28 protein-coding genes, 1 tRNA gene and 1 pseudogene are annotated in these 26720 nt (G+C 63.0%); 11 read left to right on the top strand and 19 right to left on the bottom strand.

Going from position 1 to position 26720, the window contains the following annotated elements; translation table 11 throughout:
• The first annotated feature begins 12 nt into the window (after positions 1-12).
• From dtd to ACN9M2_RS00900, 3 genes are all read left to right on the top strand, one after another.
• Positions 13-453, top strand: coding sequence for a D-aminoacyl-tRNA deacylase (gene dtd, locus ACN9M2_RS00910; RefSeq protein WP_426286327.1), 441 nt, complete (start codon positions 13-15; stop codon positions 451-453).
• A gap of 180 nt (positions 454-633) precedes the next feature.
• Positions 634-2496, top strand: coding sequence for an RNA polymerase sigma factor RpoD (gene rpoD, locus ACN9M2_RS00905; protein ID WP_426286326.1), 1863 nt, complete (start codon positions 634-636; stop codon positions 2494-2496).
• Between the two features lie 147 nt (positions 2497-2643).
• Positions 2644-2719 (top strand) — tRNA-Ile (locus ACN9M2_RS00900).
• 29 nt (positions 2720-2748) lie between these two features.
• Here the strand turns inward: ACN9M2_RS00900 and ACN9M2_RS00895 are convergent.
• From ACN9M2_RS00895 to ACN9M2_RS00880, 4 genes are all read right to left on the bottom strand, one after another.
• Positions 2749-3240 carry a nuclear transport factor 2 family protein gene (locus ACN9M2_RS00895; protein ID WP_426286325.1) on the bottom strand — a complete coding sequence of 164 codons (492 nt, stop codon included), beginning with the start codon at positions 3238-3240 and terminating at the stop codon, positions 2749-2751.
• Positions 3241-3346: 106 nt separating this feature from the next.
• Complete coding sequence (locus ACN9M2_RS00890) at positions 3347-3646, bottom strand: carboxypeptidase-like regulatory domain-containing protein (RefSeq protein WP_426286324.1); 300 nt, start codon at positions 3644-3646, stop codon at positions 3347-3349.
• Between the two features lie 47 nt (positions 3647-3693).
• Positions 3694-4200: a hypothetical protein gene (locus tag ACN9M2_RS00885; RefSeq protein ID WP_426286323.1), complete on the bottom strand. Its 507-nt coding sequence runs from the start codon at positions 4198-4200 to the stop codon at positions 3694-3696.
• 200 nt (positions 4201-4400) lie between these two features.
• Positions 4401-5267: an NmrA family NAD(P)-binding protein gene (locus ACN9M2_RS00880; protein ID WP_426286322.1), complete on the bottom strand. Its 867-nt coding sequence runs from the start codon at positions 5265-5267 to the stop codon at positions 4401-4403.
• A 108-nt stretch (positions 5268-5375) separates the two neighbouring features.
• Here ACN9M2_RS00880 and ACN9M2_RS00875 point away from each other — a divergent pair.
• Positions 5376-5561 (top strand): annotated as a pseudogene (locus ACN9M2_RS00875) (helix-turn-helix domain-containing protein); the annotation flags it as partial.
• A 3-nt stretch (positions 5562-5564) separates the two neighbouring features.
• Entirely contained in the window at positions 5565-6347 is a 783-nt protein-coding gene (locus ACN9M2_RS00870) for a substrate binding domain-containing protein (RefSeq protein WP_426287966.1), read from the top strand.
• Here ACN9M2_RS00870 and ACN9M2_RS00865 read toward each other — a convergent pair.
• Together ACN9M2_RS00865 and ACN9M2_RS00860 are read right to left on the bottom strand one after the other, a co-directional pair.
• On the bottom strand, positions 6340-7173 hold the full coding sequence (locus ACN9M2_RS00865; protein ID WP_426286321.1) for a LytR/AlgR family response regulator transcription factor: 834 nt from the start codon (positions 7171-7173) through the stop codon (positions 6340-6342). The genes ACN9M2_RS00870 and ACN9M2_RS00865 overlap by 8 nt on opposite strands.
• A complete protein-coding gene (locus tag ACN9M2_RS00860; RefSeq protein ID WP_426286320.1) occupies positions 7170-8312 on the bottom strand; it encodes a sensor histidine kinase in 1143 nt (380 codons plus the stop codon). Before ACN9M2_RS00860 ends, ACN9M2_RS00865 begins: the two co-directional genes overlap by 4 nt.
• 191 nt (positions 8313-8503) lie before the next feature.
• Between ACN9M2_RS00860 and ACN9M2_RS00855 the strand changes: the two genes are divergently transcribed.
• Positions 8504-9601 (top strand): PQQ-dependent sugar dehydrogenase, encoded by a 1098-nt coding sequence (locus tag ACN9M2_RS00855; RefSeq protein WP_426286319.1) that lies wholly within the window; start codon positions 8504-8506, stop codon positions 9599-9601.
• An 11-nt stretch (positions 9602-9612) separates the two neighbouring features.
• Here the strand turns inward: ACN9M2_RS00855 and ACN9M2_RS00850 are convergent, their stop codons facing one another.
• A complete protein-coding gene (locus ACN9M2_RS00850) occupies positions 9613-10191 on the bottom strand; it encodes a TetR/AcrR family transcriptional regulator (protein ID WP_426286318.1) in 579 nt (192 codons plus the stop codon).
• 171 nt (positions 10192-10362) lie between these two features.
• On the opposite strand from ACN9M2_RS00850, the gene ACN9M2_RS00845 reads away from it, so the two are divergent.
• Positions 10363-11196, top strand: coding sequence for an SDR family NAD(P)-dependent oxidoreductase (locus ACN9M2_RS00845; protein ID WP_426286317.1), 834 nt, complete (start codon positions 10363-10365; stop codon positions 11194-11196).
• Position 11197: 1 nt separating this feature from the next.
• On the opposite strand, the gene ACN9M2_RS00840 is transcribed toward ACN9M2_RS00845, so the two are convergent.
• Positions 11198-11716, bottom strand: coding sequence for a hypothetical protein (locus ACN9M2_RS00840; protein ID WP_426286316.1), 519 nt, complete (start codon positions 11714-11716; stop codon positions 11198-11200).
• 116 nt (positions 11717-11832) lie between these two features.
• Here ACN9M2_RS00840 and ACN9M2_RS00835 point away from each other — a divergent pair, with 116 nt between their 5' ends.
• The gene (locus tag ACN9M2_RS00835; RefSeq protein ID WP_426286314.1) at positions 11833-12753 is read left to right on the top strand and encodes an RHS repeat domain-containing protein; all 921 of its coding nucleotides are present in this window, start codon (positions 11833-11835) and stop codon (positions 12751-12753) included.
• Between the two features lie 343 nt (positions 12754-13096).
• On the opposite strand, the gene ACN9M2_RS00830 is transcribed toward ACN9M2_RS00835, so the two are convergent.
• The 3 genes from ACN9M2_RS00830 to ACN9M2_RS00820 form a co-directional block, all read right to left on the bottom strand.
• Entirely contained in the window at positions 13097-14209 is a 1113-nt protein-coding gene (locus ACN9M2_RS00830) for a serine hydrolase domain-containing protein (protein WP_426286313.1), read from the bottom strand.
• Positions 14210-14283: 74 nt separating this feature from the next.
• Complete coding sequence (locus tag ACN9M2_RS00825; protein WP_426286312.1) at positions 14284-15843, bottom strand: glycoside hydrolase family 30 protein; 1560 nt, start codon at positions 15841-15843, stop codon at positions 14284-14286.
• Positions 15844-15936: 93 nt separating this feature from the next.
• A complete protein-coding gene (locus tag ACN9M2_RS00820) occupies positions 15937-17334 on the bottom strand; it encodes a serine hydrolase domain-containing protein (protein ID WP_426286310.1) in 1398 nt (465 codons plus the stop codon).
• A gap of 88 nt (positions 17335-17422) precedes the next feature.
• On the opposite strand from ACN9M2_RS00820, the gene ACN9M2_RS00815 reads away from it, so the two are divergent.
• Positions 17423-17914, top strand: coding sequence for a MarR family winged helix-turn-helix transcriptional regulator (locus ACN9M2_RS00815; protein ID WP_426286309.1), 492 nt, complete (start codon positions 17423-17425; stop codon positions 17912-17914).
• A gap of 1 nt (position 17915) precedes the next feature.
• Here the strand turns inward: ACN9M2_RS00815 and ACN9M2_RS00810 are convergent, their stop codons facing one another.
• From ACN9M2_RS00810 to ACN9M2_RS00785, 6 genes are all read right to left on the bottom strand, one after another.
• Positions 17916-18569 (bottom strand): glutathione S-transferase family protein, encoded by a 654-nt coding sequence (locus ACN9M2_RS00810; RefSeq protein WP_426286308.1) that lies wholly within the window; start codon positions 18567-18569, stop codon positions 17916-17918.
• 17 nt (positions 18570-18586) lie between these two features.
• Positions 18587-19030, bottom strand: coding sequence for an SRPBCC family protein (locus tag ACN9M2_RS00805; RefSeq protein ID WP_426286307.1), 444 nt, complete (start codon positions 19028-19030; stop codon positions 18587-18589).
• Between the two features lie 69 nt (positions 19031-19099).
• Positions 19100-19477: a DUF2894 domain-containing protein gene (locus tag ACN9M2_RS00800; protein WP_426286306.1), complete on the bottom strand. Its 378-nt coding sequence runs from the start codon at positions 19475-19477 to the stop codon at positions 19100-19102.
• Position 19478: 1 nt separating this feature from the next.
• Positions 19479-20129 (bottom strand): OmpA family protein, encoded by a 651-nt coding sequence (locus tag ACN9M2_RS00795; RefSeq protein WP_426286304.1) that lies wholly within the window; start codon positions 20127-20129, stop codon positions 19479-19481.
• The gene (locus tag ACN9M2_RS00790) at positions 20126-22048 is read right to left on the bottom strand and encodes a DUF802 domain-containing protein (protein ID WP_426286303.1); all 1923 of its coding nucleotides are present in this window, start codon (positions 22046-22048) and stop codon (positions 20126-20128) included. The genes ACN9M2_RS00795 and ACN9M2_RS00790 overlap by 4 nt, the downstream gene beginning before the upstream one ends.
• Before the next feature lie 10 nt (positions 22049-22058).
• Entirely contained in the window at positions 22059-22760 is a 702-nt protein-coding gene (locus ACN9M2_RS00785) for a DUF3348 domain-containing protein (RefSeq protein ID WP_426286302.1), read from the bottom strand.
• Positions 22761-22864: 104 nt separating this feature from the next.
• On the opposite strand from ACN9M2_RS00785, the gene ACN9M2_RS00780 reads away from it, so the two are divergent.
• Positions 22865-23509, top strand: a complete 645-nt coding sequence (locus ACN9M2_RS00780; protein ID WP_426287965.1) for a DUF2238 domain-containing protein — start codon at positions 22865-22867, stop codon at positions 23507-23509.
• On the opposite strand, the gene ACN9M2_RS00775 is transcribed toward ACN9M2_RS00780, so the two are convergent.
• Positions 23499-24746: an MgtC/SapB family protein gene (locus ACN9M2_RS00775; RefSeq protein ID WP_426286301.1), complete on the bottom strand. Its 1248-nt coding sequence runs from the start codon at positions 24744-24746 to the stop codon at positions 23499-23501. The two genes, ACN9M2_RS00780 and ACN9M2_RS00775, sit on opposite strands and share 11 nt — an antisense overlap.
• A gap of 279 nt (positions 24747-25025) precedes the next feature.
• A complete protein-coding gene (gene mgrA / locus ACN9M2_RS00770; RefSeq protein ID WP_426286300.1) occupies positions 25026-26057 on the bottom strand; it encodes an L-glyceraldehyde 3-phosphate reductase in 1032 nt (343 codons plus the stop codon).
• Positions 26058-26163: 106 nt separating this feature from the next.
• Here mgrA and ACN9M2_RS00765 point away from each other — a divergent pair, with 106 nt between their 5' ends.
• Positions 26164-26706, top strand: a complete 543-nt coding sequence (locus tag ACN9M2_RS00765; protein ID WP_426286299.1) for a cysteine hydrolase family protein — start codon at positions 26164-26166, stop codon at positions 26704-26706.
• Positions 26707-26720 lie beyond the last annotated feature (14 nt).

Genomic DNA, 26720 nt, shown 5'->3' with positions numbered 1-26720 from the left:
CTAAGCTTGTCCATGATTGCAGTGATCCAGCGGGTCGAGTCCGCACGCGTCGAGGTCGACGGGGAAACGGTGGGCGCCATCGGTGCCGGCTTGCTCGCGCTCGTAGCCGTGGAACCGGGCGATGGCGAAGCCCAATGCGTGAGGATGCTGGAGCGCCTGCGCGGCTATCGGGTGTTCTCCGACGCCCAGGGGAAGATGAACCTTTGCCTGGCCGAGACCGGCGGCGGGTTGCTCCTGGTCAGCCAGTTCACCCTTGCCGCCGACACCCGCAAGGGCATGCGCCCCAGCTTCACCACGGCGGCACCTCCCGAAGAGGGGCTGCGCTGGTTCGACCGCCTGGTCTCCCTGGCAAGCCTTGCCCAGCCAGGGGTGGAAACCGGCCGCTTCGGTGCCCATATGAAGGTTCACCTGATCAACGATGGCCCGGTCACCTTCCGTCTTGAGGTGCGCTGAGGTGTCCTGTCCGAGGGGCCGAGCCCCCATCCTTCCTCACCGCCACGTGAACGCCCCGGCCCGAACAGGCCCTCTGGCGCGATTTTTGCGTGGTGCTGGTGAGGCCGATCCACTTGAAAACTGGTCAAAAAATCATCAGATGACTATACTGATCGGTTCCTGTAACCCGCGGCGGTCGGCATGACTAATAAAGCTCACGAGCAACAGTCTGAAATCAAACAGCTCATCTCCAAGGGATTGGAGCAGGGCTACCTGACCTACGCGGAAATCAACGACCACCTGCCCGACGACATCGTCGATCCGGAGCAGATCGAAGACATCATGGCGGTGCTCAAGGGCGTCGGCATCGAAGTCCACGATTCCGCGCCGGATACCGACACGATTTCCGACGGCGCCGCCCCCGGTGCCAGCACCGACGACGAGTCCGCGGCTGAAGAAGCCGTGGCGCTGCTGTCCGCCGTGGACGCCGAGGTGGGCCGCACCACCGACCCCGTCCGCATGTATATGCGCGAAATGGGCACGGTCGAGCTGCTGACCCGCGAAGGCGAGATCGCCATCGCCAAGCGTATCGAGGAAGGCCTCAGCCAGGTCCAGACCGCGCTGGCCAGCTTCCCGCTCACCATCCAGCTGCTGCTCGAGGAATACGACCAGCACGTGGAGGGCAAGCGCCGCCTGAGCGAGATCCTCGCCGGCTTCGCCGATCTGGAAGAAGCCGCCGACGCCGCGCAGGCTGAAGCCGACGCCGCCGTGGTCGTCGACGGCGATGCCGAGACCGACGACGAGGAAGTCGAGGGTGCCCCCGCCGAGGAAGAGGAAGCCGGTCCGACCGGTCCCGACCCGGAAGAGGTCAAGCGCCGCATGGAAGAACTGCGTTCGCTGCATGGCAAATTCCAGAAGGCCGCACCGAAGGCTGAAATCAACGACAAGAAGGTCGCGAAGATCCGCGAGCAGATGTCGGAGGCGTTCCTCAACCTGAAGCTCCCGTCGGCGCTGATCGACAGCTTCGTGCGCAAGCTGCGCGAAGTGGTGAACGACATCCGTCACCACGAACGCGTGCTCATGGACATCTTCGTCAAGCAGGTGAAGATGCCGCGCGCCGAGTTCCTGAAGAGCTTCCCGTCGAACGAAGGCAATCTCGAATGGGCCGCCGAGCTGTCGCGCAAGCGCCAGAAGTGGTCGCCGAACATCAAGAACTACCGCGAAGCCATCGACGCGGAGCAGGAGAAGCTCGCCCAGATCGAGCGCACCCTGTATCTGCCGCTGACCGACATCAAGGAAATCAACCGCGCGATGTCCGTCGGTGAGGCCAAGGCCCGCCGCGCCAAGAAGGAAATGGTCGAGGCGAACCTGCGCCTGGTGATCTCGATCGCCAAGAAGTACACGAACCGCGGCCTGCAGTTCCTCGATCTCATCCAGGAAGGCAACATCGGCCTGATGAAGGCGGTGGACAAGTTCGAATACCGTCGCGGCTACAAGTTCTCGACCTACGCGACGTGGTGGATCCGCCAGGCCATCACCCGCTCGATCGCCGATCAGGCCCGCACCATCCGTATCCCGGTGCACATGATCGAAACGATCAACAAGTTGAACCGCATCTCCCGCCAGATGCTCCAGCAGTTCGGCCGCGAGCCGACGCCGGAAGAGCTGGCGAAGGAAATGGAGATGCCGGAAGACAAGATCCGCAAGGTCTTGAAGATCGCGAAGGAACCGATCTCCATGGAAACCCCGATCGGCGACGACGAAGATTCGCATCTTGGCGACTTCATCGAAGACACCAACGCCAGCTCGCCCGTCGAGTCGGCGACCGAAACGGGTCTCATGGAAACCGTGCGCGACGTGCTCGCCGGCCTCACCCCGCGTGAAGCGAAGGTGCTGCGCATGCGCTTCGGCATCGACATGAACACGGATCACACGCTGGAAGAAGTCGGCAAGCAGTTCGACGTCACCCGCGAGCGCATCCGCCAGATCGAAGCCAAGGCCCTGCGCAAGCTGCGCCACCCGAGCCGCTCGGAAACGCTGCGCTCGTTCCTTGATATCGACTGATCGGGCGACGTCAAAAGGTAAAAAGAAAATGCCCGCACAAGCGGGCATTTTCTTTTGCGGCTGCCGGTTTCCTGTAGGGCGGCGACCCGACGGCACGGCCACCTCTCCACCTGCCCGGCGCCATCCGCTACACTCCTTGCGCTGCAAGGGCCTATAGCTCAATGGTTAGAGCAGAGGACTCATAATCCTTTGGTTCCAGGTTCGAGTCCTGGTGGGCCCACCAATCGTTTGTCAAATGCATAGAAGCGGTTGTTATCCCTGCCGACTTGCCTCTTTCCGGCCAAAATAAGAAACCTTGTTCGCGATCTTCCACTCGTCGCCGACCTTCAACAGCAAGAAGTAATCGGTAATCACGACAGCACCATAATTAAGCGTGACCCGAGCAGCGCCTGCATTGCCCGATGCATCCATGAAATCGATGGTCCGCACTCGCGATGCCTCGTTCTCCGCCACCTTGCCCTTGAAGAACGCACAGAACTCGTCCAGGGACATCGAAGTGAACTTGCCGTCGCGCACGCTCTCGATCCGCGCGCTCGGAAGGAAGGCCAGGCGCATATGCGACGCCTCGCCGGTGGCCTGTCCGCTGAAGTAGTGCTGGATGGCCTGCCTCATGCCTTCCTGCGCCGCCGGGTCCTGCGGCGCCGTTTGGCGCGTCGCCGGCGGGTCGGCGGGCACGGCATGCGCACCCGTGGCGAGGGTGATGAGGGCACCTGCAAGCAGGCGGCGAATCCATTGCTGGTTCATGGCGCGTCTCCGTGGGAAGTCGACGCAGCATGTCCGGCGGTGAGTGTTCGGACAATCGCTTTCGTCGCGGATTTCGCACGCTTCGGCGCAACGGCTTTCCGCATACTTAATTTTCGGGTAGCACCACATCGGTGACCCGTCCTGCGAACACCGGCGCGCCCGTCGTTCTCGCGGGGATGCGGGCACGAGCGACGTTGTACTGTCCTTCGGGTAGATCCGGAGCCTCGAAATGCCCCGACGAATCGCTCATGACTCCCACGATGGCACCCGAACCCTCGTTGACGACAATGATCTGCTCGTGGGGCTTGGTGTTACCACGAATCGTCCCGGTCGACGCCGCCGCAACGGCTACGGTACCGAACGCCGCGAATGCGACGGCAAACAAAATGGCATGGACAATTTTCATGTGTCATTCCCCGGTAAGGATGGACTTGTTCGTAGTGAGCCATTCGGTCATGCGGGAAGCACGATATCCGTAAGCTTTTCCAGGCGCTGGATCAGCATGGCCTGAAGGGCTTCATCGTTGGCCTGGGGATTGGGTTGCACTCGGCGCAGGTGATAGAAATAGGCGCCGCTCTGCATGGCCTCGGTGTCTTCGGAGGTCGCCAGCCACGCTTGCGTCAGGTGTGCCTGGTCAAGATCGTCCGGCGCGCCTGGTCCGCCCATCTTCGTCGGAACCCATCCAGGTTCCAAGGCCGTTGAGCAGGTTTCCGGCCAGCGACGCGCCATGAAACAGGCCAGCATGGTGTCGTAGAGCTTGGTTTCCGAATACGCGGTCGCCCCGTCCCAGCGACGATGCTTCCACAACAGGTCGTCGAAGTTGGCTTCAACCTGCTGGTGAAGCTTTGAACTCAGATAGACAAGTCGCCTGGGTCGACGCATCAGCGCGGTCAACACGTACGGAGCCATCACGTTGACTGCAAAGACGTGAGACAGACCATCGCCGGTCTGGACCCTCACGGGCTCTCGATAACCGATCGCGACGTTGTGAATGACGGCGTCGAAGCGACCCAGGCTATTGGCTTGCTCCCCTCTATGACGCTTCCCTTAGTAGCCCGACGTTACCGGTCGTCCGTATACGGATATCCCGTCGGACATGGTGATGTTCCGACATGGTGATGTTCCGACGATGCCTCGGTGAAACGATTCACACGCCTTGCTCAGGCCTTTCGAATCACCAGGTTGGCGATGGCCTCATCGAGGCTGACCTGGCCCTTTCGGGCGTGGACCCCGCGGTCCTTGAAGTCAATCCAACCCTCGTTGAATCCATCGATCATCTGCATGCGCGGCAGGGGATGGCGCATACCCTGCTGACGGAAAATCTCCTCCCATTGATCACGCGGGACGATTTGAGCGTCGACGGTTCGACCCAAGGCATTGCTGAATGCTTTGGCCATCTGCAATGGCGTCACACGCGAAGCGGCCTCGAGTTCGACGACTCGCTGCCCGGTCCAGTCTTCCCTGAGGAGGTCTGCTGCGGTACGGCCGACGTCTGTCGTTGAGATCATGGGCACGCCACGATCCAGTGGCTGGAGATAGGAGCGCAGAACGCCTTCGTCTCTCGCCGCCGCGACGTCCCACTCCGCGTTCTCGATGAACCAGGCCGCGCGCAAGTACGTGATCGGAAGCGTAAGTTCCGACAAGCCGGCTTCGACCTGGCCGAGGGCGTTCAGCAGGTTCGGCTGGGACGCTTCAGCGCCAATGGTCGACAAGACGACGACCTTGCGTGGACGGGCCTGGGCGAGTGCACGGCGGACCGCATCGATGCGGGGCTGCAGGTCCGGGAAAGACGGCTCGGTATCGTAGAGCGGAGGGAAAAGGATGAAGGCGCCTTCGACGTCCGTCAGCGCTTTCGTGAGGCTCTCCGCGTCGTCGAGGCTGGCCAAGGCAACCTCGCAGCCCTTGGCTGCCCAAGGCTCACCCTTGCTTTCGCTTCGGACGATGGCACGGACCTTTCGGCCATCCTTGAGCAGGGTATTCGCAAGCTCGCCACCGACGCGTCCGGTAATCGCTGTAATCGCAAACATATGGAACCTTTCAGTAGATGGGGGTATACGCCATCGGCAGTGACGTGACGTTGGAGCGGGGATTTGCCGACGTTTCCACTATAGGCGCCGGGTTCCACTTGTGATTAGATGCAATCCGATCATCTTTGCTTTGCGTTTTTTCAAAAAAGGGGCCCTATGCCGATTGACGCACGCTTGCTTTCGGGGGTGACTATCCTTGCCACGGTGGTCGAGCAGGGAAGTTTTACGCGAGCGGCTGCGGTATTGGGCCTCTCGCCTTCGGGTGTCAGCAGGGCCATTTCACGATTGGAGACGCGGATGTCCGTCCGGCTCGTCGCTCGCTCGACGCGCGCGCTCAAGTTGACGGTCGAAGGAAGCCGCCTTTACGAAATGGCAGCTCCTCACCTGGCTGCCATCGAAGAAGCGGCCACCGCGGCTTCACGGGATGCGACGGAGGTCACCGGGCTTCTTCGAGCTGGCGTTGCTGCCGCGTTCTCGCGTCATGTGTTGACCGCGCGACTTCCCGACTTCGCCCGACGTTATCCGGCGTTGGACCTGCATATCACCCAGCACTCCGATACGGGCGATCTCAATGCCGACGGGCTCGACGTCGCTATCCGATTCGGCTCGCAGCCCTCGTCGAGCATGATCTCCCGGCGGTTACTCGAGACGCGGGTGTTGACGGTGGCATCGCCTGGGTACCTGCAAGAGCACCCGCGGCCCACGCATCCATCGGAACTGGCCAGCCACAACTGCATTCAGTTCCTCGATCCTCAGAATGGGCGCCCTTTCGACTGGGAATTCCAGCGAACCGGAGAGACGCTGGCGGTACACACTACCGGCAAGCTGACCTTCTCCGACGTCGATATGAAGATAGGGGCCTGTGTGGCCGGCGGCGGAATAGCCCAAGTGCTGGCACTCTGCGTCGGGGAAGAGCTTCGACGCGGCGTACTCGTCGATCTCTTTCCAGACTGGCCTGGAGAGACCTTCCCACTCTACATCGTGCGTCCATCGCGGAAATTCACCCCCTTGAAGGTTGAGAAATTCGTCGAGTTCTGCCTCGAAATCGCCCAGGAAGCGCCGGTCGATAAGTTCATTTGAACAACGCGAGCCGATCGCGATAACTGCGGGATAGCTTGAGCTCCTGCCCACAGTCCAGGGTCAGGAAGTACTCGCCGTTAAGATGCGGCCGCAGTTCGACGACACGCGCCGCATTGACCAGCGTCGAACGATGGATACGGGGAAAACGGTTGGGATGCAGGCGTTTTTCCAGTTGCCCCAAGGTGGCACGCAAGACGTGGGTGTCACGATCGGTATGGATGCAGAGGTAATCGCCCGCCGCATCGACCCAACGGATACCGGCGCGCGCAAGGCGCAACGTGCGTGTTCCGTCGCGGATGGCCAACGGCGCTTCCGGATCGCGCAGTTCCTGTGCACCGTCGGCATCCAGCGCCTCGTCCAGGGTCAGCGCCGGGCGGCCACTGAGCGCACCGAGCAGACCGAGCAGCTTGGCGCGGTGATCGCTTGCCTCACGGCGATCCAACGCTTCGCGCACGCGGAACAGTGCCTGGTGCAGGCGTCCCTCGTCCACCGGCTTGAGAAGGTAGTCCACCGCGCTCGCCTCGAACGCATTGAGCGCATAGTGGTCATAAGCGGTAACGAACACGACCAGCGGCATCTGCTGTGCCGGGATTGCGCGCAGGGTCGCGAAGCCATCGAGTCCGGGCATCTGCACGTCGAGAAACAGCAGGTCCGGCGCATGCTCGGACACCGCACGCACCGCCGCCGCGCCGTCGCCCACCTGGCCGACGATATGGATGTCACGCTCATCAGCCAGGCGCAGTTCCAGTCCACGCCGCGCCAGTGGCTCGTCGTCGACGAGCAGCGTCCGGATCATCCTGTCCCGCGTGGCCTTGGATAGGGTCATGGCCGTGGCGCGTCCGCGACATCGAACGGCAGCGTCATCGTCACCGCGAAGCCGCCCTCGCCACGGTTACGCAACTCGAAACTCTGCCGTGCTCCATAGAGCACGCGCAGCCGGTCGCGGGTATTGGCAAGGCCGACCCGGGTACCGCGTGGCGCACTGTCGGTCGGTACGCCACCTTGCTCCAGTTCCAGCCATCCCGGGCCGTCGTCGATGACGGAGAGTTTCAAATGGTCGCCCTCGCGAACCGCGCGTAAACCGATCATGCCGCCCTCCACCCGCCTAGCCACCGAATACTTGATGGCGTTCTCCACCAAAGGCTGCAGCAGCAGGCTCGGCAGCAACGCCGACCAGCACGAGGGCTCGACCTCGACGTCCACCCGCAGACGCTCGGCGAAGCGGGTTTTTTCGATGTCCAGATACAGGCCGATCGCGTCCAGTTCCTGCCTCAGCGTCACTCGCTGCATCGGATCGGCATCGAGCGAATGCCGAAGGAAGGCACTCAAGCCCTGCACCATCCGGTTGGCGGTGGCGTTGTCGCGATCGAGCACCAACGTCGAGATCGCATTGAGGGTGTTGAACAGGAAGTGCGGGTTCAACTGATAGCGCAGCATCTTCAGCTGTGCCTGGTGGGCCATCGCGGTCGCGGCCAAGGCCGCTTCGGTCTGCATGCGAAGTTTGCGCCAGGTGGTCATGACCAAATAAAGGCTGGCCCAACCCACCACCACGTAGAGTTGGCCGATCACGTAAGTGAAGTAGCCGAAGCGGGTGAAGGGCAGGCATTGGCGGCACCATTCCAGGTCGGTCACCAGCTTATAGGTGAGCCCCATCGCCGCGGCGATCAACACCGCCGGCACGATCATCAGCAAGGCCACTCGCGCCGGCGGCCGGTCGCCGCACGCACGCAGCAGATAACGCAGTCCAAGCGTGCCGAGAAAGCCGGTGGCGGCCACGGCGAGCAACACCGTCCAGTACTCGGCCGGCTTCCCGTTGGCGAGCGCGGAGAAATAGTTGACCAGGAACACGCCTCCCCAGCCACCCGCATGGAGCCACCAGAACAACGCACCCGCCGACCTTGCCGACAGCAGCTCGGCCGCGGGCGGCGGCGTTGGATCGTTTGGCGCGACGGGATCAGGAGTCATGGCTATAGGTGATGGACCTATCGGCAGCATAGAAGGAACACCTTCACCGGGTGGCCGCTGCGATTCGGTTCGGCGCGCGCGCGGAACGCTTCGGCGCAAACGCCCCACCGGGTGCTTCTGCAACCGCTAGCCTCATAGACGACATGTGCAGTCCCCTCCTTCCGCGAAACACCATACCAAAGGAGTCGTCGATGCTGCTCGGACTCATACTGGCCGCGAACATGGCGACGGCCCGGGTGGAAACGGTTCCCGTTGCCACGGGCCTCCGGCGTCCCTGGTCGATGGCGTTCCTGCCCCAGGGGGACTTCCTGGTCAGCGAGAAGGAAGGTGTTCTGGTTCGGATCACCCCGGACGGTACGAAACATCCTATCGCAGGCATGCCCGACGACTTGGAAAACGCTGCCCAGGGACGCGGTGACAATGTCGGCCTGTTCGACGTAGCGCTGCACCCGGACTTCGCCCGCAACCACCGCATCTATTTCACTTATACATCGCGCGGTGCGGATGGCACGACGACCCGCCTGTCCACGGCCCGTCTGTTCGACGATCGCCTTGTCGACGTGCGTCCGCTCTTCGATGCCACGCCACGCTCGTCGGAGCGCTTCCATTACGGCGGCGGACTGCTGATCGATCGCCAGCGTCACCTTTACATGACCATCGGCGAGCGCCATTTCCGCGAAAGCAGCAACCCTCCGCTACCTGTGTCGCAGGACCCCACGGATCGACGCGGTAAAATTTATCGCTTCACCCTGGATGGCAAACCGGCGCGCGGCAATCCCGATTTCGGCAAGGGCGCGATACCGGGGATCTACGCACTGGGCATCCGTTCCGCGCAAGGACTCGCACAGGCGGAGGACGGGCGCATCTGGATGTCCGAGCACGGGGCCACGCGGGGCGACGAGATCAATCTTTTGCGGCCCCATGCGAACTATGGATGGCCCGTGCATACGGCGGGCCGGCATCGCGATGCCGGCTATGTGCCACAGACGCTGCCGGGCGCGGTCTATACCGCGCCGGCATGGACCTGGACGGATCGCACCATCGCACCCGCCGGGCTTGCCGCTTACAGCGGCAAGCAGTTCCCGGAATGGCGCGGTGACCTGCTCCTGGCAGGCCTGAGCACAGGCAGCTTGCTCCGGCTGGACCTGCAGGGCGATCGCGTGATCGGCGAAGAGATACTGCTCACCGGCGTGCGCCTGCGCAACGTGAAGCAGGCGCCGGACGGTACCGTCTACCTGCTCACCGACGAATCCGACGGGCGCTTGCTGAGGCTGGAGCGGCGACCGTGACACGACGCCTTTCAGACTTGCGTCATTCCCCGCATCAATGCCAGGAGCGCATGTTCGAGATCGTGCTCGAAATCGTACCGCAGGCTCTGCAAGCCCGGTTGCTCGATCACTTGCGCGGCGATCCCCGTGGGGTGGCTTAGCGGCCACAGACCGATGATGAGTGGCAGCGCGTGCTTCACCACCTGATCGAACGCCTGTGCGGATATGCCGGGCACCCGGGAATGGAAGTCCTGCGCCGTTCGTTGACGAATCGCCAGCAGATTGCCTTTGATCTCGACCATGCGTTCGAATGACACCTTGCGCTCGAGAATGGACGGCAAGATGCTGGTCAGGCGGCAAAGCAACGGACGCGCGACGATCGTCGAGGCGAAAACACGGGCGATGTGTTCGACACCCCATGCGTTCTTGCCGCCCCGATCCAGTGCCGCGCCCAGGTCCGCGTGCCACCCCGCGAATTCCTCGACGAGCAGATCCATCAGCACGGCCTCGCTGCTTTCGAAATACCGGTAGACGTTCGACTTCGTCATCTCCGCCTGGCGGGCGAGCTCATTGATTCCGAGATCCAGGACGTCCGGGTCCTGCAGCAGCATGGCCCGGGCGGTAGCCAGCAGATGCCGGCGGCGCTCTTCCTTCTGCTCGGGGGAGCGGGCGCGTACGTAGGAATGGGGCGAGGTCATGCGGGGGATCACCTTCCAGTTGCAAAAGACCGATGGTCTGTTATATTAGAGACCATCGGTCTTCAATTCTGCCTGAAATGCGGGATGGCGGCCACCTTCTTTTTCACCGTGACCTCAACAAAGGCAAGCATCATGGCTACCAACGCCGGTACGTGGGTCCTCATAACGGGGGCATCCAGTGGTTTTGGCGAAGAATTCGCCAAGCAGTACGCTGCCCAGGGCCATTCGCTGGTCCTGGCCGCACGTCGTCTCGATCGGCTGCAAGCCTTGGCTGCGACGCTTCGCCAGACATACGGAGTGGAGGTCATCACGGAACAGGTCGATCTGTCGGACCTGGCAGCCGTCAACGGGCTGCACTCGAATCTTCGCGAGCGCGGAATCGCGATCGAAATCCTGATCAACAACGCGGGGCATGGCTTGCAGGGCTCCTTCCTCGACTCGTCGCGGCAAAGCATCCTGGACATGGTGCAGTTGGACATCGCGAGCCTGACACTCATGACACGGCTCTTCGGTGACGACATGCGCAAGCAAGGCCATGGAAAGATCCTGCTCGTCGCCAGCTTGCTGGCTTACTTCGGCGTGAAAGACATGGCCGTCTATGGTGCAGCCAAGGCTTATGTGCTTCGTCTGGGCGAGGCGCTGCACCGCGAGTTCATGCGTGACGGCGTGACCGTCACGACGCTATGCCCCGGCATATCCGACACCGGCTTTGCCCAGGCCGCGAAGCAGAAAATCACGCTAGGACTCAAGCTGCTGATGATGAAGCCCGAGCCCGTGGTACGGGTCGGAATCCGCGCGCTCGATGCGGGCCGCATCAGTGTCGTCCCGGGCTTCAACAACAAGGCCGCCGTGGCGATGGTGTGGGCGACGCCACGATGGCTGCACCAGGCGCTGTTCGCCCGCATCATGAACGGCTGAGTCAGCGGATACGCGTGAAGTGGTTGGCACGCATGACGGGCGTGCGGTTGGTTCCTGGATAAACCACCGTCTCGACGAGGTTACGTCCGTCCGGCAACACGGTGTAGATTCGCGTCGAGACGAGAACGCCTTCTTTCTGCAACGCCATGACCAGGACGTTGGGTGCGGGTCGCTCCACTGCGACATGGTCGGCTTCCGGACTGTTCTCGATGACCGCGTAAGTCCCGTCCAGCGTAGCCGTGGAAACGGAATGAACCTCCACGCCAGGCGTGTAGACGATGTCGACGTGAGTGACCCATTTGTCGCCGCCCGCATCGGCGAACGTAAACGTGACGCTCTTCGGGCGCTGATCGGTCGGCATGGGTAGGCGCGACGTATCGAGCGACCAGGTGCCGAATAACGGGGAAGCTGCCGAATGCGTCGGGAACTCACCTGCCGACGCCCGGGATACGGCGGCCAGGGTGATCACAGACACCATGACTGCGAGCACTAATACGTGGGCCTTCGGCAGAAATCCCATATCCGGTCCTTGAACCCACATAGAGTAGTCATTTATTGAGCCGCCGATGATCAGCGTGCGATCGCTTGCGTTATACCGCAGGCACATCGTATAACTTTGCGGCAGGATGTACTCGGATGGCCATTGATCTCACGATCTCCATCCCACCGAAAATTGACTTTCTACAGGGGACATTGATGAGTGCTTGGAAGCAGTCGCGGCTACGCGCCGTCACGCTGGCGTGCGCCATTGTCATGACGGCGGTACCGGCCCAAACTCTCTATGCCGAAAAATCCATTACGTACTATTACACAGATCCTCAAGGCACTGTTTTGGCAACAACGGATGCCGTGGGCAACATCACTTCAATAGCGGATTACCGGCCCTATGGAACGCGGGTCCTATCCGAAATCGAATCTGGCCCAGGGTACACTGGTCATATAAGCGACCCGGATTCGGGGCTTATTTACATGCAGGCACGCTACTACGATCCTGACATTGGTCGATTTCTGAGTAATGATCCAGTTGGATTGCAGCCCGGCGACACCTTCGGCAATAACAATTATTCATACGTGAATAACAACCCGGTAGTGAACTGGGATCCTACCGGCATGTGCGCTGCTAACGCTGAAGGAAGTTACTGCCCTGAAACAGATTCACCACCTCCACCGGACCCTACGCCCCCTCAACCGAAACCTTCCCCCAAAGACGCCACCCCTCTTTCGGAAGTGCGAGTTAAACCAAGCACCAGCACAACCAGTATCGGGATTCCTCCTCCGATCTTCAGGCCACCCGAGGGCCGAGCAATTTTCCGATCGAGCATCCTGAAGCCCATCTTCCGGAAAATTGATGATGCTGCGTCTAACCAAATCGTCAAAACCTTGTCCTACAAGGCACTTAAGATTACGAAGACCGGCGTCCTGAAGGTCACCCCTATGGGTGCTGCGTTCGAGGCCGTGACTCATATAGATGATCTGGGTGGTTGCGACGATGACGGCAACTGTAGGGATGAGGCGCCCGTGAGTTCATTGCGGCACCCTTCAACCGAGCCCAAGTAAGGCAAGCTTTGATATGACCTTCGATAAGGTAGTCTTTTATTCTCTGCTGGTACCCATGTACCTCGTGGGGAGAATTTTCTCCCAGGTATTCTTTGGTTCTGGAACAGCAGCTTATTATGTGTCCTTTGTAGCATGGCTTCTTGCCAATACTTTCATCCTTTATAAGTTTTGCCGAAAGGATGGCTCGATCCTCCTGATCAGAGTCATAACGTATTTCTTTTTTCAGTGTGCCCTGCTTGCGGTCGGGCTACTTTATTTTGGTTGATCCACGACATCGAGTTGCCAAACATTCTGCCCCAGCATGAGCGTCAACTTCATCGACCAACAAATCGGCGAGAGCCGTCTAACGATAGCTCGCATCCATGAGCGCCGTGCCCAGCCCTCCGATCTTCATGTGATCGAAACTGGTGTTATTCATCAGGATAACGGTGTGGCCATCGTCGAGCGTGCGCCATACGAGCACCCGGTAGGCGCCGTTGGATCCGTATTCCCATGCGACGGGATGATCCTTGCCGCCAAAGGGCAACGTCTTGGTACGTCCACCCAAGGCGTAGTGCTGGGCGGGGCGTTCGACGGTCATCAAGATACGCGTGGACTCGGGCGACAACACCCTGCCTGAGAAAAGACCGTCCACCAAGGCGAAGAAGTCGTGAGCGCTGGCGTAGAAGCCACCAGCGAGCATCATGAAGTTCGGCGATGGCTTGTCGAGCGGTTCCGCCTGGGGAATCAGTTTCCGGTAACCGTGAGCCATGCCCGGTACCGCCAGCGAGCTTCCCGTGAAGGTTCCACTATGGCGCATGGCAAGCGGCCGGACGATGTACCCGTCGACTAGCGAAGCATAATCTCGTCCCGTGACCCGCTCGATGACCGACTTGACCAGTAGCCAGTTGGAATGCGAGTAGTCCCATTCCGTCCCAGGCTCGAAACGCAAATCACCGCTTGCGAAGCGGCGCACGGCCTCTGCCTGGTCGATCGACACGGACCGCGTGGCCGGGTCGCGCTTGATGGCGTCGTCGATGTCGTTGGGAAGCCCGCTGGCATGGGTCATCAAGTTGCGCAGGGTCAGCTTCGCGCCGTTGTCGGGCCGATAGTCCGGGAGATAAGTGGAGATCGGCTCGTCCAACGCGAGCTGCCCCTGTTGGACCAATCGCATGACCACGATCGCGGCGATCCACTTCGAGATCGAGCCGGACTCGAACGGTGTGTCGGCAGTCAAGGCGCGACCCGTGGCGGCATCCGCCACACCGAAGCTGGCGGAGTAGTCGATGTGCGAACCGTGGCCTACCAGCACCACGCCATTGAAGCCTTCCTCGGCAACGAAACGCTGGGCGATGGCGGCGCAGCCACCGCAGTCCGCCCATGCCGGAAAGGTCATCGGCAAGGCGATCAGCCACAGCGCGACCCGCCATGGACAGCATCGGCGGGCTCGCTTTCGCGATCCTGGAAAAACGTTCATCGACACCTCCCCGGTCCGGCGACCACGGCTTGGATGCCGTATGCATCACGAAGGTTTAAGCGCGCCGACCTCGCCTACGGCAAAGGGCGCACGTTGCCCAGCCACCGCAGGGCCCGTCGCACCAGCGCCCCCGGCAGATCCGGATTCCATACGAAGGTAGCCACACTTTCCGGCGGCATCGTGTACTCGAAGCGGAACCGGCCATCCGTCACTGAAACGGGACGTGCCGCTGTATTGATGTTGACCATCACAAGAACCATCGACCCGTCGAAGTCGTTCTGGAAGGCCACGTTGGCGATGCCCTTGTCGGCATCGGTATCGTTGGACTTCACTCGCGTGGCGCCCGGCAGGACGAACTGGCTGAAGTGCGCCAGGGCGTAGTACTCGTCGTTGCGAGTCACCGCCCCGGTCTGCGAGTCGATCGTGACCACGCCCTTGCAAGCCAGGCATCCGCCGAAGTGGGGGCCGTGGTTCTCGTCCAGCGCCAGGTTCCAATAGATGACGCCACGCGCCCATTGGCGGGTTCCCGTGACCAGCAGGTTGCGGGTGAACCAGAGCAGTTCGCCGTTCATGTTCAACGGCCAGTCGCCACCCGAACACTCGGTGATATACGCATCCTTGTCGGGATACTGGCGATGCACGCGACCTTGCTCATGCTGGCTGCCTTCATAGCAATGCCAGGCCACGCCATCGACATAGCGTGCGGCATCCGCGTTGGCCAGCACGGCCAACGGTTGCTCGGGATGGCTCCAGTTGTGATCCCAGTCCAGGATGGCCGTTCTCGGCTTCCGCCCTTCCAGCCTCGGCCCTAGGTACTTGGCGATGATCCGTGCACGCGTCTCCGCGCCCATGACCATGCCGGGATAGCTGATGGGTGAGTAAGCGGGCTCGTTCTGCAAGGTCAGGGCGAATATGGGTATACCGTGGCTGCGGTAGGCATCGAGATATTTGACGAGATAGTCCGCGTACGTGCTCTCGTACTGTTCCAGCAGCTCCCCACCGATCAGATTCTCATTGGTCTTCATCCAAGCCGGGGCGCTCCATGGCGAAGCGACGATCAGCATCCCGGGGTGAATGGAGAGCACTTCGCGCACCACCGGTATCACGTCCTGAAGGTTTGGCGCGACGTTGAAGTGCTCCAACTGCGGGTCGGTCTGGCCGAAGGGAATATCGTCCAGCGTATACAGCCTCAGCGAGAAGTCCGAGGCGCCGACGATCAGGCGCATCATGTTGAGGTTGAGGTTCGGCGGTGGACCATACAACTCGCGCAACAACGCGCGGCGTTGCAGGGCGTTCAACGTGTTCTGGAGAAGCCACGCCGACGAGTCGGTCATGGCCGCGCCAAAGCCCGTCATGGTCTGGTACCGAGTGCCGACGTCGATGACGATGTCGGCGGGCGAGGCGTCGTGGGGTCTCGTGTCGATATCGGGTTGCGGCGCCAGCTTGAGGCGGTGATCGGCGGTGCTCAGCCAAACCTCGACTGCGGGCATGATCGGCCGTACAGGCGGAGCGGCCTGGATCGCCACCATGGGCTCGACGAAATGCTGCGCATACAAGGCCGCCACGGCGAGCAGGGGGATCAGGGCGACGAGGATGATAGCCGCGCGATTCGAGTCCGGCTGTCGCTCATCCATGGCGTCTGCAAATCCCATGGTCAGCGGCGCAGTTCACATGGGTCAACATGGGGCCATATTACTTGGGTTCGATGTGGCTTGGAGCACCCTCGATCAGGACGGTAGCCGCGCGCCGATATAGTCCGCGACGTTGGCGGCATGCGGATGCCCGCGGTTGGACAGCACGACCGTCTGGTAACCAGAGCCGGGATATATGGCGAAATCGCCGTTCACCCCCGGCGCGCTGCCGCCATGGCCATAGTAGGCCGCCCCGTTGCGGATACCCACGCGCAACCCGAGCGACCACTGCGCGCTTCCGGCCGGGATGCGGGCACGCGTGAGCAGGTCGAGATGGTCCGCATCGAGCAGGCGCATGCCGCGCAAGGCCATGCCGAAACGGTGCAGATCGTCGATCGTTGAATAGCCGCCGCCAGCAGGCAGGCCGACATAGAAAGGCAGTGGCTTGAGGCCTGTCTGCACCGAACCGGTGAATGGCTGGGCGGCGCCTTCCTTCGATGCGCGCGGCGAGGTCGAGGTCATTCCGGCGGCGCGGAACACATGGGCCTCCATGTAGGCGTCCCAGGCTGTCCCCGTCACCTGCTCGACGATGGCTCCCAGCAGGATGAATCCGAAGTTGCTGTATCCCCATCGCGATCCCGGCGGAAACGCCGGGTCCCTGTTTCCGAATTGGCGTATGAAGTCGGACGGCGATCGCAATTCGGCCTGGTGCGCATCGTACTCGGGGCCGAAGAAGTCGCCGGTGCCGCCGCTATGCGTAAGAAGATGCTGCACGGTCACCTGCCGCGCCAGGGCCGTGTCGGGATAAGCGGGCAGCAGCGACGCGATCGTGTCGGCCAGGCGCAGCCGGCCTTGCTGGATCAATTGCAGTACACAGACAGCGGTGAACATCTTGCCCATCGACCCCACGCAGAACCGGGTTGTCGGCGTAACCGCGCGCGAGGGCGATATCGCGCGATTACCGTAGGCTTCGCGAAACAAGATCGTTTTGCCTTTCGCGACGAGCACCGTGCCGGAGAATCGCCCGTCGGCCGCTTCGGTGCGGAGCTTGAGGCGAAGGCTGTCGATGGCATCGCGTTCTCCCAGCCGTCGCACCCGGAAGTCCGCCGCCGGTTGCGCCCCCTGGAAGGACAGGTCGTCGATGCGATCCTTGCCGATGGTCAGCACGACACGGGAGAACCGGTCCCAGCGACGATCACGCAGCCTGGCGGTGATTTCCCCGGGTCCTGTCGGCTCGCTACCGAGCAAGATGAAGCCGCCAGAGGCCTCGCGCAGACCAAGATCGTCGTCCAGGTATGGCACGAGCGACGGCACGTGGGCGTGCACGAAATCGACGTAGGTTGAGGCGCGCGCATCGTTGAAAGCGGCGAGCCAGCGCGCCAGCCATCGCCGCCCGTCATCCGCTATCGCAGGGGCATTCGCCGCCCACAACAACCTTGGAGAACAGCCCAGCATCCATGCCGTGCCGAGGAAATCACGCCGAGTCAGTCCCATACGCTCCCCCGAAAGTCGCCGGTGTCCCATTGCATGTAATTAGGTAGGCACCTACTATTCTGGCCACGTGATTCGGGAAATACAAGCGATGGACTACACCTCACGCATGGGCGGCAAGGCGCTCGGTGCCCGGCTGCGCCGACTGTCCGAAACGATCGACCGCGACGCGACCCGCGCTTACGCCTCCGTGGGAATGCGTTTCGAACAGCGCTGGTTCGGCACACTCAATCAGCTGGCGATCAACGGTCCGATGACGGTCAGCGAACTCGCCGCCGCCTTGCGCATCACCCACGTCTCGGTGAGCCAGGCGCGGCAGTCGCTCGAGAAGAATGGCTTGATCGCATCGCAGGAAGACGCCACCGATGCGAGACGACGCTACCTGGTGTTGACCGCCGCGGGTACGCGGCTGGTTCGTCGGCTGCAACCGTTATGGCAGGCCATGGAGGCCGCCGCGCTGGAAGTGAACGCGGAAGCCGATAACGCGATCGCCGCGCTCGATCGCCTGGACGAGGCGCTGGCGAGGCGATCGCTGTTCGACCGGATCATGCAACGACTGGACAGCGAGAACACGAACTCCTAGCTCAGGGCATGTTGGCTGGAGCGGCGTTGATCGCCAACTGGGCAGCGAATGCCCGCTGGTACGCCGGCCTTGCTTCGCCGCGGGCGACATAGGCGGCAAGGATCGGAAATTCCGCCAGGATTCCCGAGGGCCTCAGCCTGAGCAGCACCGATACCATCGTCAGGTCGCCGGCGCTGAACCCGCCGTCGAGCCACTCGGCGTCGCCCAGGCGGGTGGCAAGCCGATCCAGCCGCCCGCGAATGCGATCCGCGATCAGGGGCATGCGCTCCTGGGTCCAGGGCTTGTCGCCCTCCACGAACTTGGCGGTCACCAGTTCCAGGATCGGCGGCTCCACCGTGTTGAGCGCGGCGAACATCCAGGTGATCGCACGCGCCCGGGCATTGGCATCGTCCGGCAACAGGCCCGTGTAGCGGTCGGCGAGATGGAAGATGATCGCGCCGCTCTCGAACAGCGCGAGGTCGCCTTCCTCATAGGTGGGAATCTGGCCGAAGGGATGAAGGCCCAGGTGCGCGGGCTCCTTCATCGCCCCGAAGGACACGAGTCGAACCTCGTACGGCTGGCCCACTTCCTCAAGTGCCCACCGGACACGCGTATCGCGCGCCAGGCCCAGGCCGCCATCGGGCGAGCGTTCGAATGCGGTAATGACAATGCTCATCGCGCGTGTCCTTTGGGTCAGTCCGGTATCGCCACTTCGACAAGCCGCTCAAGCAAGGTCAGCGACTCCTGCCAGCCGAGATAGCACTGCTCGACCGGAATCATGTCGGGAATCCCCTCCTGGACGATCTGCACGTCGGTCCCACAGGGCACCGCGCGCAGGCTGATCGTCGTGACCATGCTACCGGGCAGGTTGGGGTCGTCGAAACGGTCGTCGTGGACGATACGCTCGTTCGGCAGCAGTTCCAGATAGGTGCCGCCGAAGCTGTGGCCGTTGCCGGTGGAGAAATTCGTGAACGTCATCCGATACTTACCACCAACCCGCGCATCCAGTTCGTGCACGGTGCAGGTGAAGCCATCGGGGGGCAGCCACTTGGACGTGGCGGCGGCATCGAGGAAGGCGCGGTAGATGCGCTCGGGCGGGGCGGTGAATACGCGGTGCAAGCGAACGGTGCCGGTCATGGGAGTTCTCGTGGCGAGGTGGAGTCCTCATTGCCTACGACGAACGGGGATATCCCAAATCGACATGGCCTATCGACGGACGCGCTTGCCCTTTGGCCGCTTCCCGATGCTCGCCGCCTGGGGGGCGCCCTTCTCCCCCGGGGGACCACCGGCCGTCACCCGCTCGATCCACGCCAGGTCGTCGACATAGGACAGGAACTGCCGCAGGTATCCCGGCGACAGCTCGCGCATGAGTTCGATCGAACGGTGCACCAGGGCATTCGAGTTGAGCGGACCTGCGTTCCGGGGCACATAGTCCAGCGTCTGCCGCAGTTGGCTTTCGGCGCGCAGGCCCGCCCATATCTTCCGGAAGTCCTCGAGCGCGGGTAGCTCGGGATAGGCGCTGGACGCCGGGTCACCCGCGAACTCGTCCACCAACCGCCCCAGCGGGCCGCGAGTGCGCGACACGCTACGGTCCATGGGACGCCACGGTAGCCGTCGACGGTTTCGGAATCGGTGCTATTTCCACGCGCCGGTTTTTCGCGCGGCCATCTTCGCTGGCGTTCGGGCTGACGGGTTGTTCGGAACCGAACGCGGCGGCGAACACGGACGGCGCGGGTACCCCCTCGGCGATCAGCGCGCGCGTCACCGTGAGCGCACGTTGCGCGGACAGCTCCCAGTTATCGGCGAAGTGGCGATTGCTGTCGCGCACCGGCTGGTCATCGGTGAAACCACTGACCATGAGGACCTCGTTTCGCGAGGCGAGGTATTGGGTGAGCGGCACCGCAAGGCTCTTCAGGAGCTCGCGCCCTTCGGGCTGGAGCTGGTCGGAGTTCAGCGCGAACAACACGCTGCCACGAATGCCGATGCGGCCGTCGACGAGGGTGACGCGACCCGCCGCGAGCGGCACCGCCAGGGCCTGTTCGAGCGTCATGCGACGCTGAGCCTCGGCCTGTCGCTGCTTGACCTCTTCATCCAGGCGGTTCGAGAGTTGCAGCTGCATGCCGATCACGCCCACGAGGATCAACACGAAGGCGCCCAGCAGCACCGACATCAGGTCGCCGAACGCGGCCCAGATCGGTGCGGCCGATTCGGATTCGAACTCGACGTCGTCGCTCATGCCGTTTCGTCCATGGTCGGCAGGCGTTGCGCGGCGAGGCGCTGCATGTCATCCAGGATCTGCTTTTGCGAGAGCACGCTGAGATCGACGACTTCCCTTGCCTGCGCCACGTAGTACGCCAGTTGTTCGTCGCTGCGCACGAGCGAGTTGTCCAGCGCGGTGGCGATCTGCTCCAGGCGTTCCATCAAGGCATCGTTCGACCGGCCGAACGACTGGACACCCGCGCCGAACGCTTCGGCCAGGCTCGTCACCTCGAGGGCGCTGCCGGTGACCTGTGCGGCGACCGAAGCCAGCTTGCCGGTCTCGGCCTCGATCTGATCGGTGAATCGCGTACCCACACGCTCAAGCAGGTCGGCCGACGTGGCCACCAGCGCGTCGACGGCGGCACGTTGCTCGGTCGACGCGTGGTTCACGGCATCGAGCAGGGTTTCCAGGGTCGCCAGCAAACGGCTGCGCTCCTCTAGCATCGCCGTGTCGCGCACCATGCTGTCGGAAAGTTTCTGTCGCAGCTCGGCAACGACTTCGGCGGCGACCTTCGGCGCCTCGGACGCGGCTTCGACGAGGCGGGAGATCTCGGCGATGGTGGCGCCGGCGTCGGCCTTGGTCTGTGCCGTGATGTCGCCAGCGGCGCGGGCGAGCGTATCGGCCCACAACGTGAGCCGTTCTTCGTCGCGCGATGCCAGTGCGTCCTGCAGGTCGGTATGCGACTGGCGGACGGCATCGATCAGCGATGTGGCGTGCCGCTCGAACACGGCTGCCGTATCGACCGACGTGGCTTCGAAACGCGCGGAGACGGCTTCCACGACGCTCGTCGAATGCTCTTCGAAGGTCTGGGTGAACGCTTCCAGTGAGCCACGCAGATCGTTCGCCACGGCTTCATTCGTACGGCGTTGCTCCGCCAGGGCATCGTTCCAGAGGCTGGCGATCGTCCCGGTGGATGCCTGGAAGCCCGCCGTAAGGCCGTCGAGGTGCCGTTGCACTGCTTTCGTCACGGTGTCGTGCAGCGATGCCGCTTCACGCGCGAGCCCGGCCATGGTGGCGTCGATGACTGGTTGGAGCGTCGCGCTCGCCGCGCGCGCGCTTTCGGAGACACTGTCCTTGAGCGATGCCTCGACCGATGATGCGAGGCGCGTGTACATCGCGTCGGTCGAGGCGTGGAATGCTTCCTGGTTCGCGAGCTGGCGGTCACTGGCGGCGAGACTGTTCTGTTCGATAACCACCATCATCGCTTGCAGGCGGTCGACCAGGGCGGGCATCGACTCGGCCTGCTGTTGCAGGAGCTTGAAGGCTTCTTCACGCTGGTGCGCCTGGGAGTGGATGCGCAGGGTCGTGGCGATCTTCACGTCCAGCAGCTGTACCGCCTCGAGCCGTTCGCGCCTGCACAAGGCCGAGAGCAGCCCGAGCATCGCGGAACTGGCCACGCCCGCGATCGACGTGCCGAAGGCGAAGCCGAGGCCCTTCACGGGCGCGGCGAGCGAACCACGGATCGCCTGCAGATCCGTCGCGCTTTCCAGCGCGATGCCGGTGCCCCTCAGCGTCGCCATCATGCCCAGCAGCGTGCCAAGCATGCCTAGCAAGACAAGCAAGCCCACCAGGTAAGGCGTCAATGCCGGCGCGGGCATGGCCGCGCGCGCGCCCTCGATACGCAGACGTACCGCGCTCCGCAGGCTGGCATGCAAGGGCTCGAGCCACGCCGCTAGGCTCGGCGGCGGCGCGGACAGGTCGGCCACCGCCAGCCGTAGCGATCGCGTGGCTTCGCGATAACGGTGCAATTCGAGCGCACCGACGAGGTAACAGGCACCGATCAGCCCTGCGACTGCCGCACCCAGCGGGTTCGAGCCGACGTAGCCGATGCCGATCCAGCCGATGGCGGCAAGGCCGACGAGGAACACGGCGAAGTAAAGAAGATTTCTGAACATGACTACCCAATTAGCTGGCGCGCAGCGCTGCAAGCAGGCCGTCGACCGGTTGAAAACGAACATCCAGTTCGGCGAGCAAGACGCTCCGCATGTCCTTTCGGAATACGTCCATCCATGCACCCGAGCCCGCCTGTTCCCGCTGGCGGAGGCGATCGAAGTGCCCCCCGAGCACGGTGGGCACGGCACCCAGCAACTTTTGCTCGCGCGGACTCAACGCAAGCTCCATCACCGCGTCGACCTCCGCCAACCTGGCCAATGCGGGCGATTTCGCCGCGAGCATGTCCCGCAGGCGACCCCGCAGTTGGCCCGTGGTGGCCTGCATCGACCTTTGCAGGGCGAGATAGCGTTGACGGAACAGCGTGTAGTCGGCCGTCTCGTCCACGCCAGCGCCCCGCCCGGCGTCGCGATCGCCGGAAAGAGCCAGTTCGCGCGCTCCCACGATGGCGTTCACCAGGGATGCCCGGGCGCGCACGCACTCATCTTCCTGCGCGCCGCCAAAAGCCGGCACGTCCTTGGCCGGCGCCGATGGCGTGCCATCGAGGGCCGTGGAGAGGGCGATGGCGTGGGTCCACTCGAGCCATTGGCTCAACCGGTCCGACAGCGATTGGCTGGATGGAGGGGTCTCGACGTCCGTGAGCCGGGCAAGCAAGCGGATGAACGTCGGTCCCCGGACCATCGTCCGTTGGGAAGATTGCACGGTTCTGCTGGTCAAAAGAGGCTGATTTTACTCTTTTATTTCACCTCTTGCCTCGGATATCGTAGATCCCACGCGACGACGTCATGGATACCTCGGATGGGGAAGCTGATTTGCACGCCATGAACCGCGGCCGCGTCCCATCCGCCCTGCTGGCGGGCTCGATCCTCGTTATCGCGATTTCGGCCATGGGGCCCGCCCTCTGGGCGAACTGGCTACTTGAGAACGCCGTCGTCGTCGTGGCCCTGCCGCTGCTGGTCGTGGGCTACCGCCGGCTACATTTCTCCAACGCCACCTGTGTGTCGCTTTTCGTGTTCCTGGCCCTGCACGAGATCGGCGCGCACTACACGTATTCGAACGTTCCCTACGACGAATGGTTCGCCGACATCTTCGGCGTGACTTTGAACGGCCTGCTCGGCCTGACACGCAACCACTTCGACCGGCTCGTCCATTTTTCCTATGGGCTGCTGATCACTCCCGCCGCCGTCGAACTCTTTGCGCGCCGGGCACCGCCGCAGGGTATATGGCGCTGGATTCTTCCGGTCACCTTCATCATGTCCCACGCCCTGATCTACGAGCTGATCGAGTGGGCCGCGGCCACCGCGTTCGGCGATGGCCTGGGCCAGGAATACCTGGGCACGCAAGGCGATGTGTGGGATGCGCAGCAGGACATGCTGCTGGCGTCGCTGGGCAGCATCGTCACCATGGTGTTCCTCGGCGTGACACGACGGCTCCCCGTCGAAGCTGGGCCGTCGGTCAATCGATAGCGAGCACGATCGCGAAGGCCGCCGTGGCGGCGAGCACGCACGGCACCAGGCGCAGCGCATACTCACGACCTCCACGGATCCCCGCCAGCACGCATTTGAGCAGGGTATTCGCCACCAGCGCCGCCAGTACGCCCTGCCCGCCCGTCTCGATCGCGGCCTCGCCGGACGAAACCATTTGCGCGGCAGACGCCGCGGCCGCATGGACATCGGCGATACCCGACATCGCCAGTACCCAGGGTATCGAGGTACTTCCCAGATGGTCCCGAACGATGGCCGCCAACAGGATGATGCCGGCGAACACGAGCATGAAACGAATGGCGGACAGCGGCTCGAACGGACGCTTACCGGCGAAGGCCGCGGTGTCGGAAGGCGATGCAGTGGAGCGAAAGCCGAGCAGGAGCGCCAAGCCGATGGCAACGCCTCCCGCCACCGTCAGCGGCAGGGCCAGATGGGCAAGCAGAGTCGGAGAGAGCATGCCGACGACCACCGCCAGCTGCGCGAACGTGGCGACGTTCGACGCCACTCCTCCGCTGGCTGCCGCCGCGACCACCTCTGGAGTGGCGCGTGCCCGATCGCCCATGGCCACGATCGTGGCCGTGCTCGACACGAACCCGCCCGCCAGCCCGGCAAACGCGACCGCCGTGCGCGTGCCGAGCGCCCGCAACATGACGTAGCCGACGGCCGAAACCGCCATCACCGCGATCACCAGGAGCCACAGGCGATACGGGTTGAGCGCATGCCAGGGGTCGAGCGTACGGTCCGGCAGCAGGGGGAGCACGATGAAAGTCGCTCCCGCCAGCAGCAGGAGGTCATGCAGATCCTGCGCGCCGATCAGATGCCTGCTGATGTGGTGGAGACGACGCTTGCTGGCGAGGACGATCGCCACAGCAGCACCTACGCCGCACGCCAGTGGTGGCGACGACATCGCAAGGGCACCGAGCAGGAAAGTCGCCAGCATGGCGATCTCGGTGGTCAGGCCCGGATCGCGGTCGCGGGTACGGCGGTAGGAAGCGAACATCATCGTGCCGACCGCGAGTCCGGCCACGGCGGTGACCACCACGCCGAGAAGGGTGGCGACGGCGCCGCAAAGGCCGAGCAACGCGAACGTACGGATGCCCGCAGGCTCACGCTCCGGCCCCTCACCCTTGGCGCGCTCGCGCTCCAGGCCGACCAGCAAGCCGACGATCAACGCGGCGCCCATGCCGTAAATGGCCGCACCGATATCCGTGGATATCATGCGGCCCGTTCCTCTGCGACAGGGCTCATCATTCCTTCCCCCACCGGACGCGGCGACCCGGTGTCAGGCCGTTACTTGAGGTTCTTTTTCTTCTCGTCCTTGGCGGCCTTCTTTTCCTTCATCGTCTTGGCCGGTTTCTTCTTGTCGCTCTTCTTCGAATCCATACCCTTGCTCATATCGCCTCCTTGGTTGAGATCGTGGTCGCACGGCGTGCGGTGTAGGGAAGATTACGCCAATCCGTACGCCATGGAGTGCCCGTGAATGCGATTCCCCGGCGTCTTAGAGCTTCGCCGACTCGCGCCAGAGGTCCGTTCCGCCATCGGTCGCATATACGTCGATCTCGGCCAGCTCTCCGGCCGTGAAATCAAGGCCCTTCACGGCGTCCAGTGAGTTGTCGAGTTGTTCCACCGTGCGTGCGCCGATCAGCGACGAGGTCACGCGCGGATCGCGCAACGACCAGGCGATCGCCATCTGGGCCAGGGTCTGGCCACGGCGCTCGGCGATGGCGTTGAGCGCGCGGATGCGCTCGAGGTTCGCCTCGCTGAGCTGGTCCTTGCCGAGCGATCCTTCACGGGTGGCGCGTGCGTCGGCGGGAACGCCCTTCAGGTATTTCGACGTCAGCAGGCCTTGGGCCAGCGGCGAAAAGGCGATGCATCCCGTGCCGAGTTCTTCCAGCGTGTCGAGCAGGCCGCCTTCGATCCAGCGGTTGAACATCGAGTAGTTGGGCTGGTGGATGAACAGCGGTACGCGCTCCTCGGCCAGGATGGCGGCGGCTTTGCGCGTGAGTTCGGGCGAATAACTGGAGATGCCCACATACAGCGCCTTGCCCTGGCGATGCAGGTGCGCCAGCGCGCCCATCGTCTCTTCCAGTGGCGTGGTGGGATCGACACGATGCGAATAGAAGATATCGACATAGTCCAGGCCCATGCGCTTGAGCGACTGGTCGAGACTGGCGACGAGGTACTTCCGGCTGCCACCGATACCGCCGTAGGGGCCCGGCCACATGTCCCAGCCGGCCTTGGTCGAGATGATCAGTTCATCGCGGTAGGGTGCGAAGTCGCTCGCCATCACCCGGCCGAAATTCTCTTCCGCCGATCCATACGGTGGACCGTAATTGTTCGCGAGGTCGAAATGGGTCACGCCACGATCGAAGGCACGGCGAAGGATGGCGCGGCCGGTCTCGAAGACATCGGCACCACCGAAGTTCTGCCACAGGCCCAGCGAGATGGCGGGGAGGTCGATGCCACTCCGCCCGCAACGGCGGTAGGGCATGAGGTTGTCATAACGATTCGATGCTGCTTGGTAGGGCACGGACGATGCTCCATCAAATGAAGACCCGAATGTTACGCGTCGTTCCGCTGAAGCGGATATAGGTGCAGACTGTGCGGCATCTTCGAAAGACGGATGAAGCGCACACATGACCACGGCCCTGCTCGTCATCGACATGCAGCAAGCGCTCTGTTCCGGCGAGGAAGAGGCGTTCGACATCAAGGACGTGCTCAAACGCGTCAACGTGCTGATCGCCAACGCGAAGATTGGCGGCGCCCACGTGATCTTCATCCAGCACGAAGAGGGCGAAGGCTCCCTGGTTCTCGGCGGCGAGGGATGGCAGCTCACCCAGGGCCTCGCGGCGGCCGATGGCGATATCCGTGTGCGCAAGGCCACGCCGGACGCGTTCCATAAGACGGAACTGAGCGAAGTGCTGGAACGGCTGGAAGTATCCGACCTCGTCGTCTGCGGGCTACAGACGGATTTCTGCGTCGACACGACGGTCCGGCGGGCCCTGGCTCTCGGCTTTCCCGTCACGCTTGCGGGAGACGCGCATTCGACTCTCGACAACGGGGTGCTCACCGCCGCCCAGATCATTGCCCACCACAACCGTACGCTCAGCAATATCAGCAGCTTCGGCCCCCGTGTGCGGGTGAAAGCGGCTGCGGAGATCCGCTTTCCGGCGGTGTGATGTTGGTGGTGAGC

Source organism: Luteibacter sp. E-22 (assembly GCF_049913125.1).
In the GTDB taxonomy this organism is placed as follows: Bacteria; Pseudomonadota; Gammaproteobacteria; order Xanthomonadales; family Rhodanobacteraceae; genus Luteibacter.
This window is presented reverse-complemented; position numbering and strand designations above follow the sequence as displayed.

What these genes read in the sequence shown, in the direction of transcription:
- dtd (WP_426286327.1), top strand. Translation starts at nt 13, where the DNA reads ATGATTGCAGTGATCCAGCGGGTCGAGTCCGCACGCGTCGAGGTCGAC.
- rpoD (WP_426286326.1), top strand. Translation starts at nt 634, where the DNA reads ATGACTAATAAAGCTCACGAGCAACAGTCTGAAATCAAACAGCTCATC.
- ACN9M2_RS00895 (WP_426286325.1), bottom strand. Translation starts at nt 3,240, where the DNA reads ATGAACCAGCAATGGATTCGCCGCCTGCTTGCAGGTGCCCTCATCACC.
- ACN9M2_RS00890 (WP_426286324.1), bottom strand. Translation starts at nt 3,646, where the DNA reads ATGAAAATTGTCCATGCCATTTTGTTTGCCGTCGCATTCGCGGCGTTC.
- ACN9M2_RS00880 (WP_426286322.1), bottom strand. Translation starts at nt 5,267, where the DNA reads ATGTTTGCGATTACAGCGATTACCGGACGCGTCGGTGGCGAGCTTGCG.
- ACN9M2_RS00870 (WP_426287966.1), top strand. Translation starts at nt 5,565, where the DNA reads ATGTCCGTCCGGCTCGTCGCTCGCTCGACGCGCGCGCTCAAGTTGACG.
- ACN9M2_RS00865 (WP_426286321.1), bottom strand. Translation starts at nt 7,173, where the DNA reads ATGACCCTATCCAAGGCCACGCGGGACAGGATGATCCGGACGCTGCTC.
- ACN9M2_RS00860 (WP_426286320.1), bottom strand. Translation starts at nt 8,312, where the DNA reads ATGACTCCTGATCCCGTCGCGCCAAACGATCCAACGCCGCCGCCCGCG.
- ACN9M2_RS00855 (WP_426286319.1), top strand. Translation starts at nt 8,504, where the DNA reads ATGCTGCTCGGACTCATACTGGCCGCGAACATGGCGACGGCCCGGGTG.
- ACN9M2_RS00850 (WP_426286318.1), bottom strand. Translation starts at nt 10,191, where the DNA reads ATGCTGCTGCAGGACCCGGACGTCCTGGATCTCGGAATCAATGAGCTC.
- ACN9M2_RS00845 (WP_426286317.1), top strand. Translation starts at nt 10,363, where the DNA reads ATGGCGGCCACCTTCTTTTTCACCGTGACCTCAACAAAGGCAAGCATC.
- ACN9M2_RS00840 (WP_426286316.1), bottom strand. Translation starts at nt 11,716, where the DNA reads ATGGGATTTCTGCCGAAGGCCCACGTATTAGTGCTCGCAGTCATGGTG.
- ACN9M2_RS00835 (WP_426286314.1), top strand. Translation starts at nt 11,833, where the DNA reads ATGGCCATTGATCTCACGATCTCCATCCCACCGAAAATTGACTTTCTA.
- ACN9M2_RS00830 (WP_426286313.1), bottom strand. Translation starts at nt 14,209, where the DNA reads ATGAACGTTTTTCCAGGATCGCGAAAGCGAGCCCGCCGATGCTGTCCA.
- ACN9M2_RS00825 (WP_426286312.1), bottom strand. Translation starts at nt 15,843, where the DNA reads ATGGATGAGCGACAGCCGGACTCGAATCGCGCGGCTATCATCCTCGTC.
- ACN9M2_RS00820 (WP_426286310.1), bottom strand. Translation starts at nt 17,334, where the DNA reads ATGGGACTGACTCGGCGTGATTTCCTCGGCACGGCATGGATGCTGGGC.
- ACN9M2_RS00815 (WP_426286309.1), top strand. Translation starts at nt 17,423, where the DNA reads ATGGACTACACCTCACGCATGGGCGGCAAGGCGCTCGGTGCCCGGCTG.
- ACN9M2_RS00810 (WP_426286308.1), bottom strand. Translation starts at nt 18,569, where the DNA reads ATGAGCATTGTCATTACCGCATTCGAACGCTCGCCCGATGGCGGCCTG.
- ACN9M2_RS00805 (WP_426286307.1), bottom strand. Translation starts at nt 19,030, where the DNA reads ATGACCGGCACCGTTCGCTTGCACCGCGTATTCACCGCCCCGCCCGAG.
- ACN9M2_RS00795 (WP_426286304.1), bottom strand. Translation starts at nt 20,129, where the DNA reads ATGAGCGACGACGTCGAGTTCGAATCCGAATCGGCCGCACCGATCTGG.
- ACN9M2_RS00790 (WP_426286303.1), bottom strand. Translation starts at nt 22,048, where the DNA reads ATGTTCAGAAATCTTCTTTACTTCGCCGTGTTCCTCGTCGGCCTTGCC.
- ACN9M2_RS00780 (WP_426287965.1), top strand. Translation starts at nt 22,865, where the DNA reads ATGAACCGCGGCCGCGTCCCATCCGCCCTGCTGGCGGGCTCGATCCTC.
- ACN9M2_RS00775 (WP_426286301.1), bottom strand. Translation starts at nt 24,746, where the DNA reads ATGATATCCACGGATATCGGTGCGGCCATTTACGGCATGGGCGCCGCG.
- ACN9M2_RS00765 (WP_426286299.1), top strand. Translation starts at nt 26,164, where the DNA reads ATGACCACGGCCCTGCTCGTCATCGACATGCAGCAAGCGCTCTGTTCC.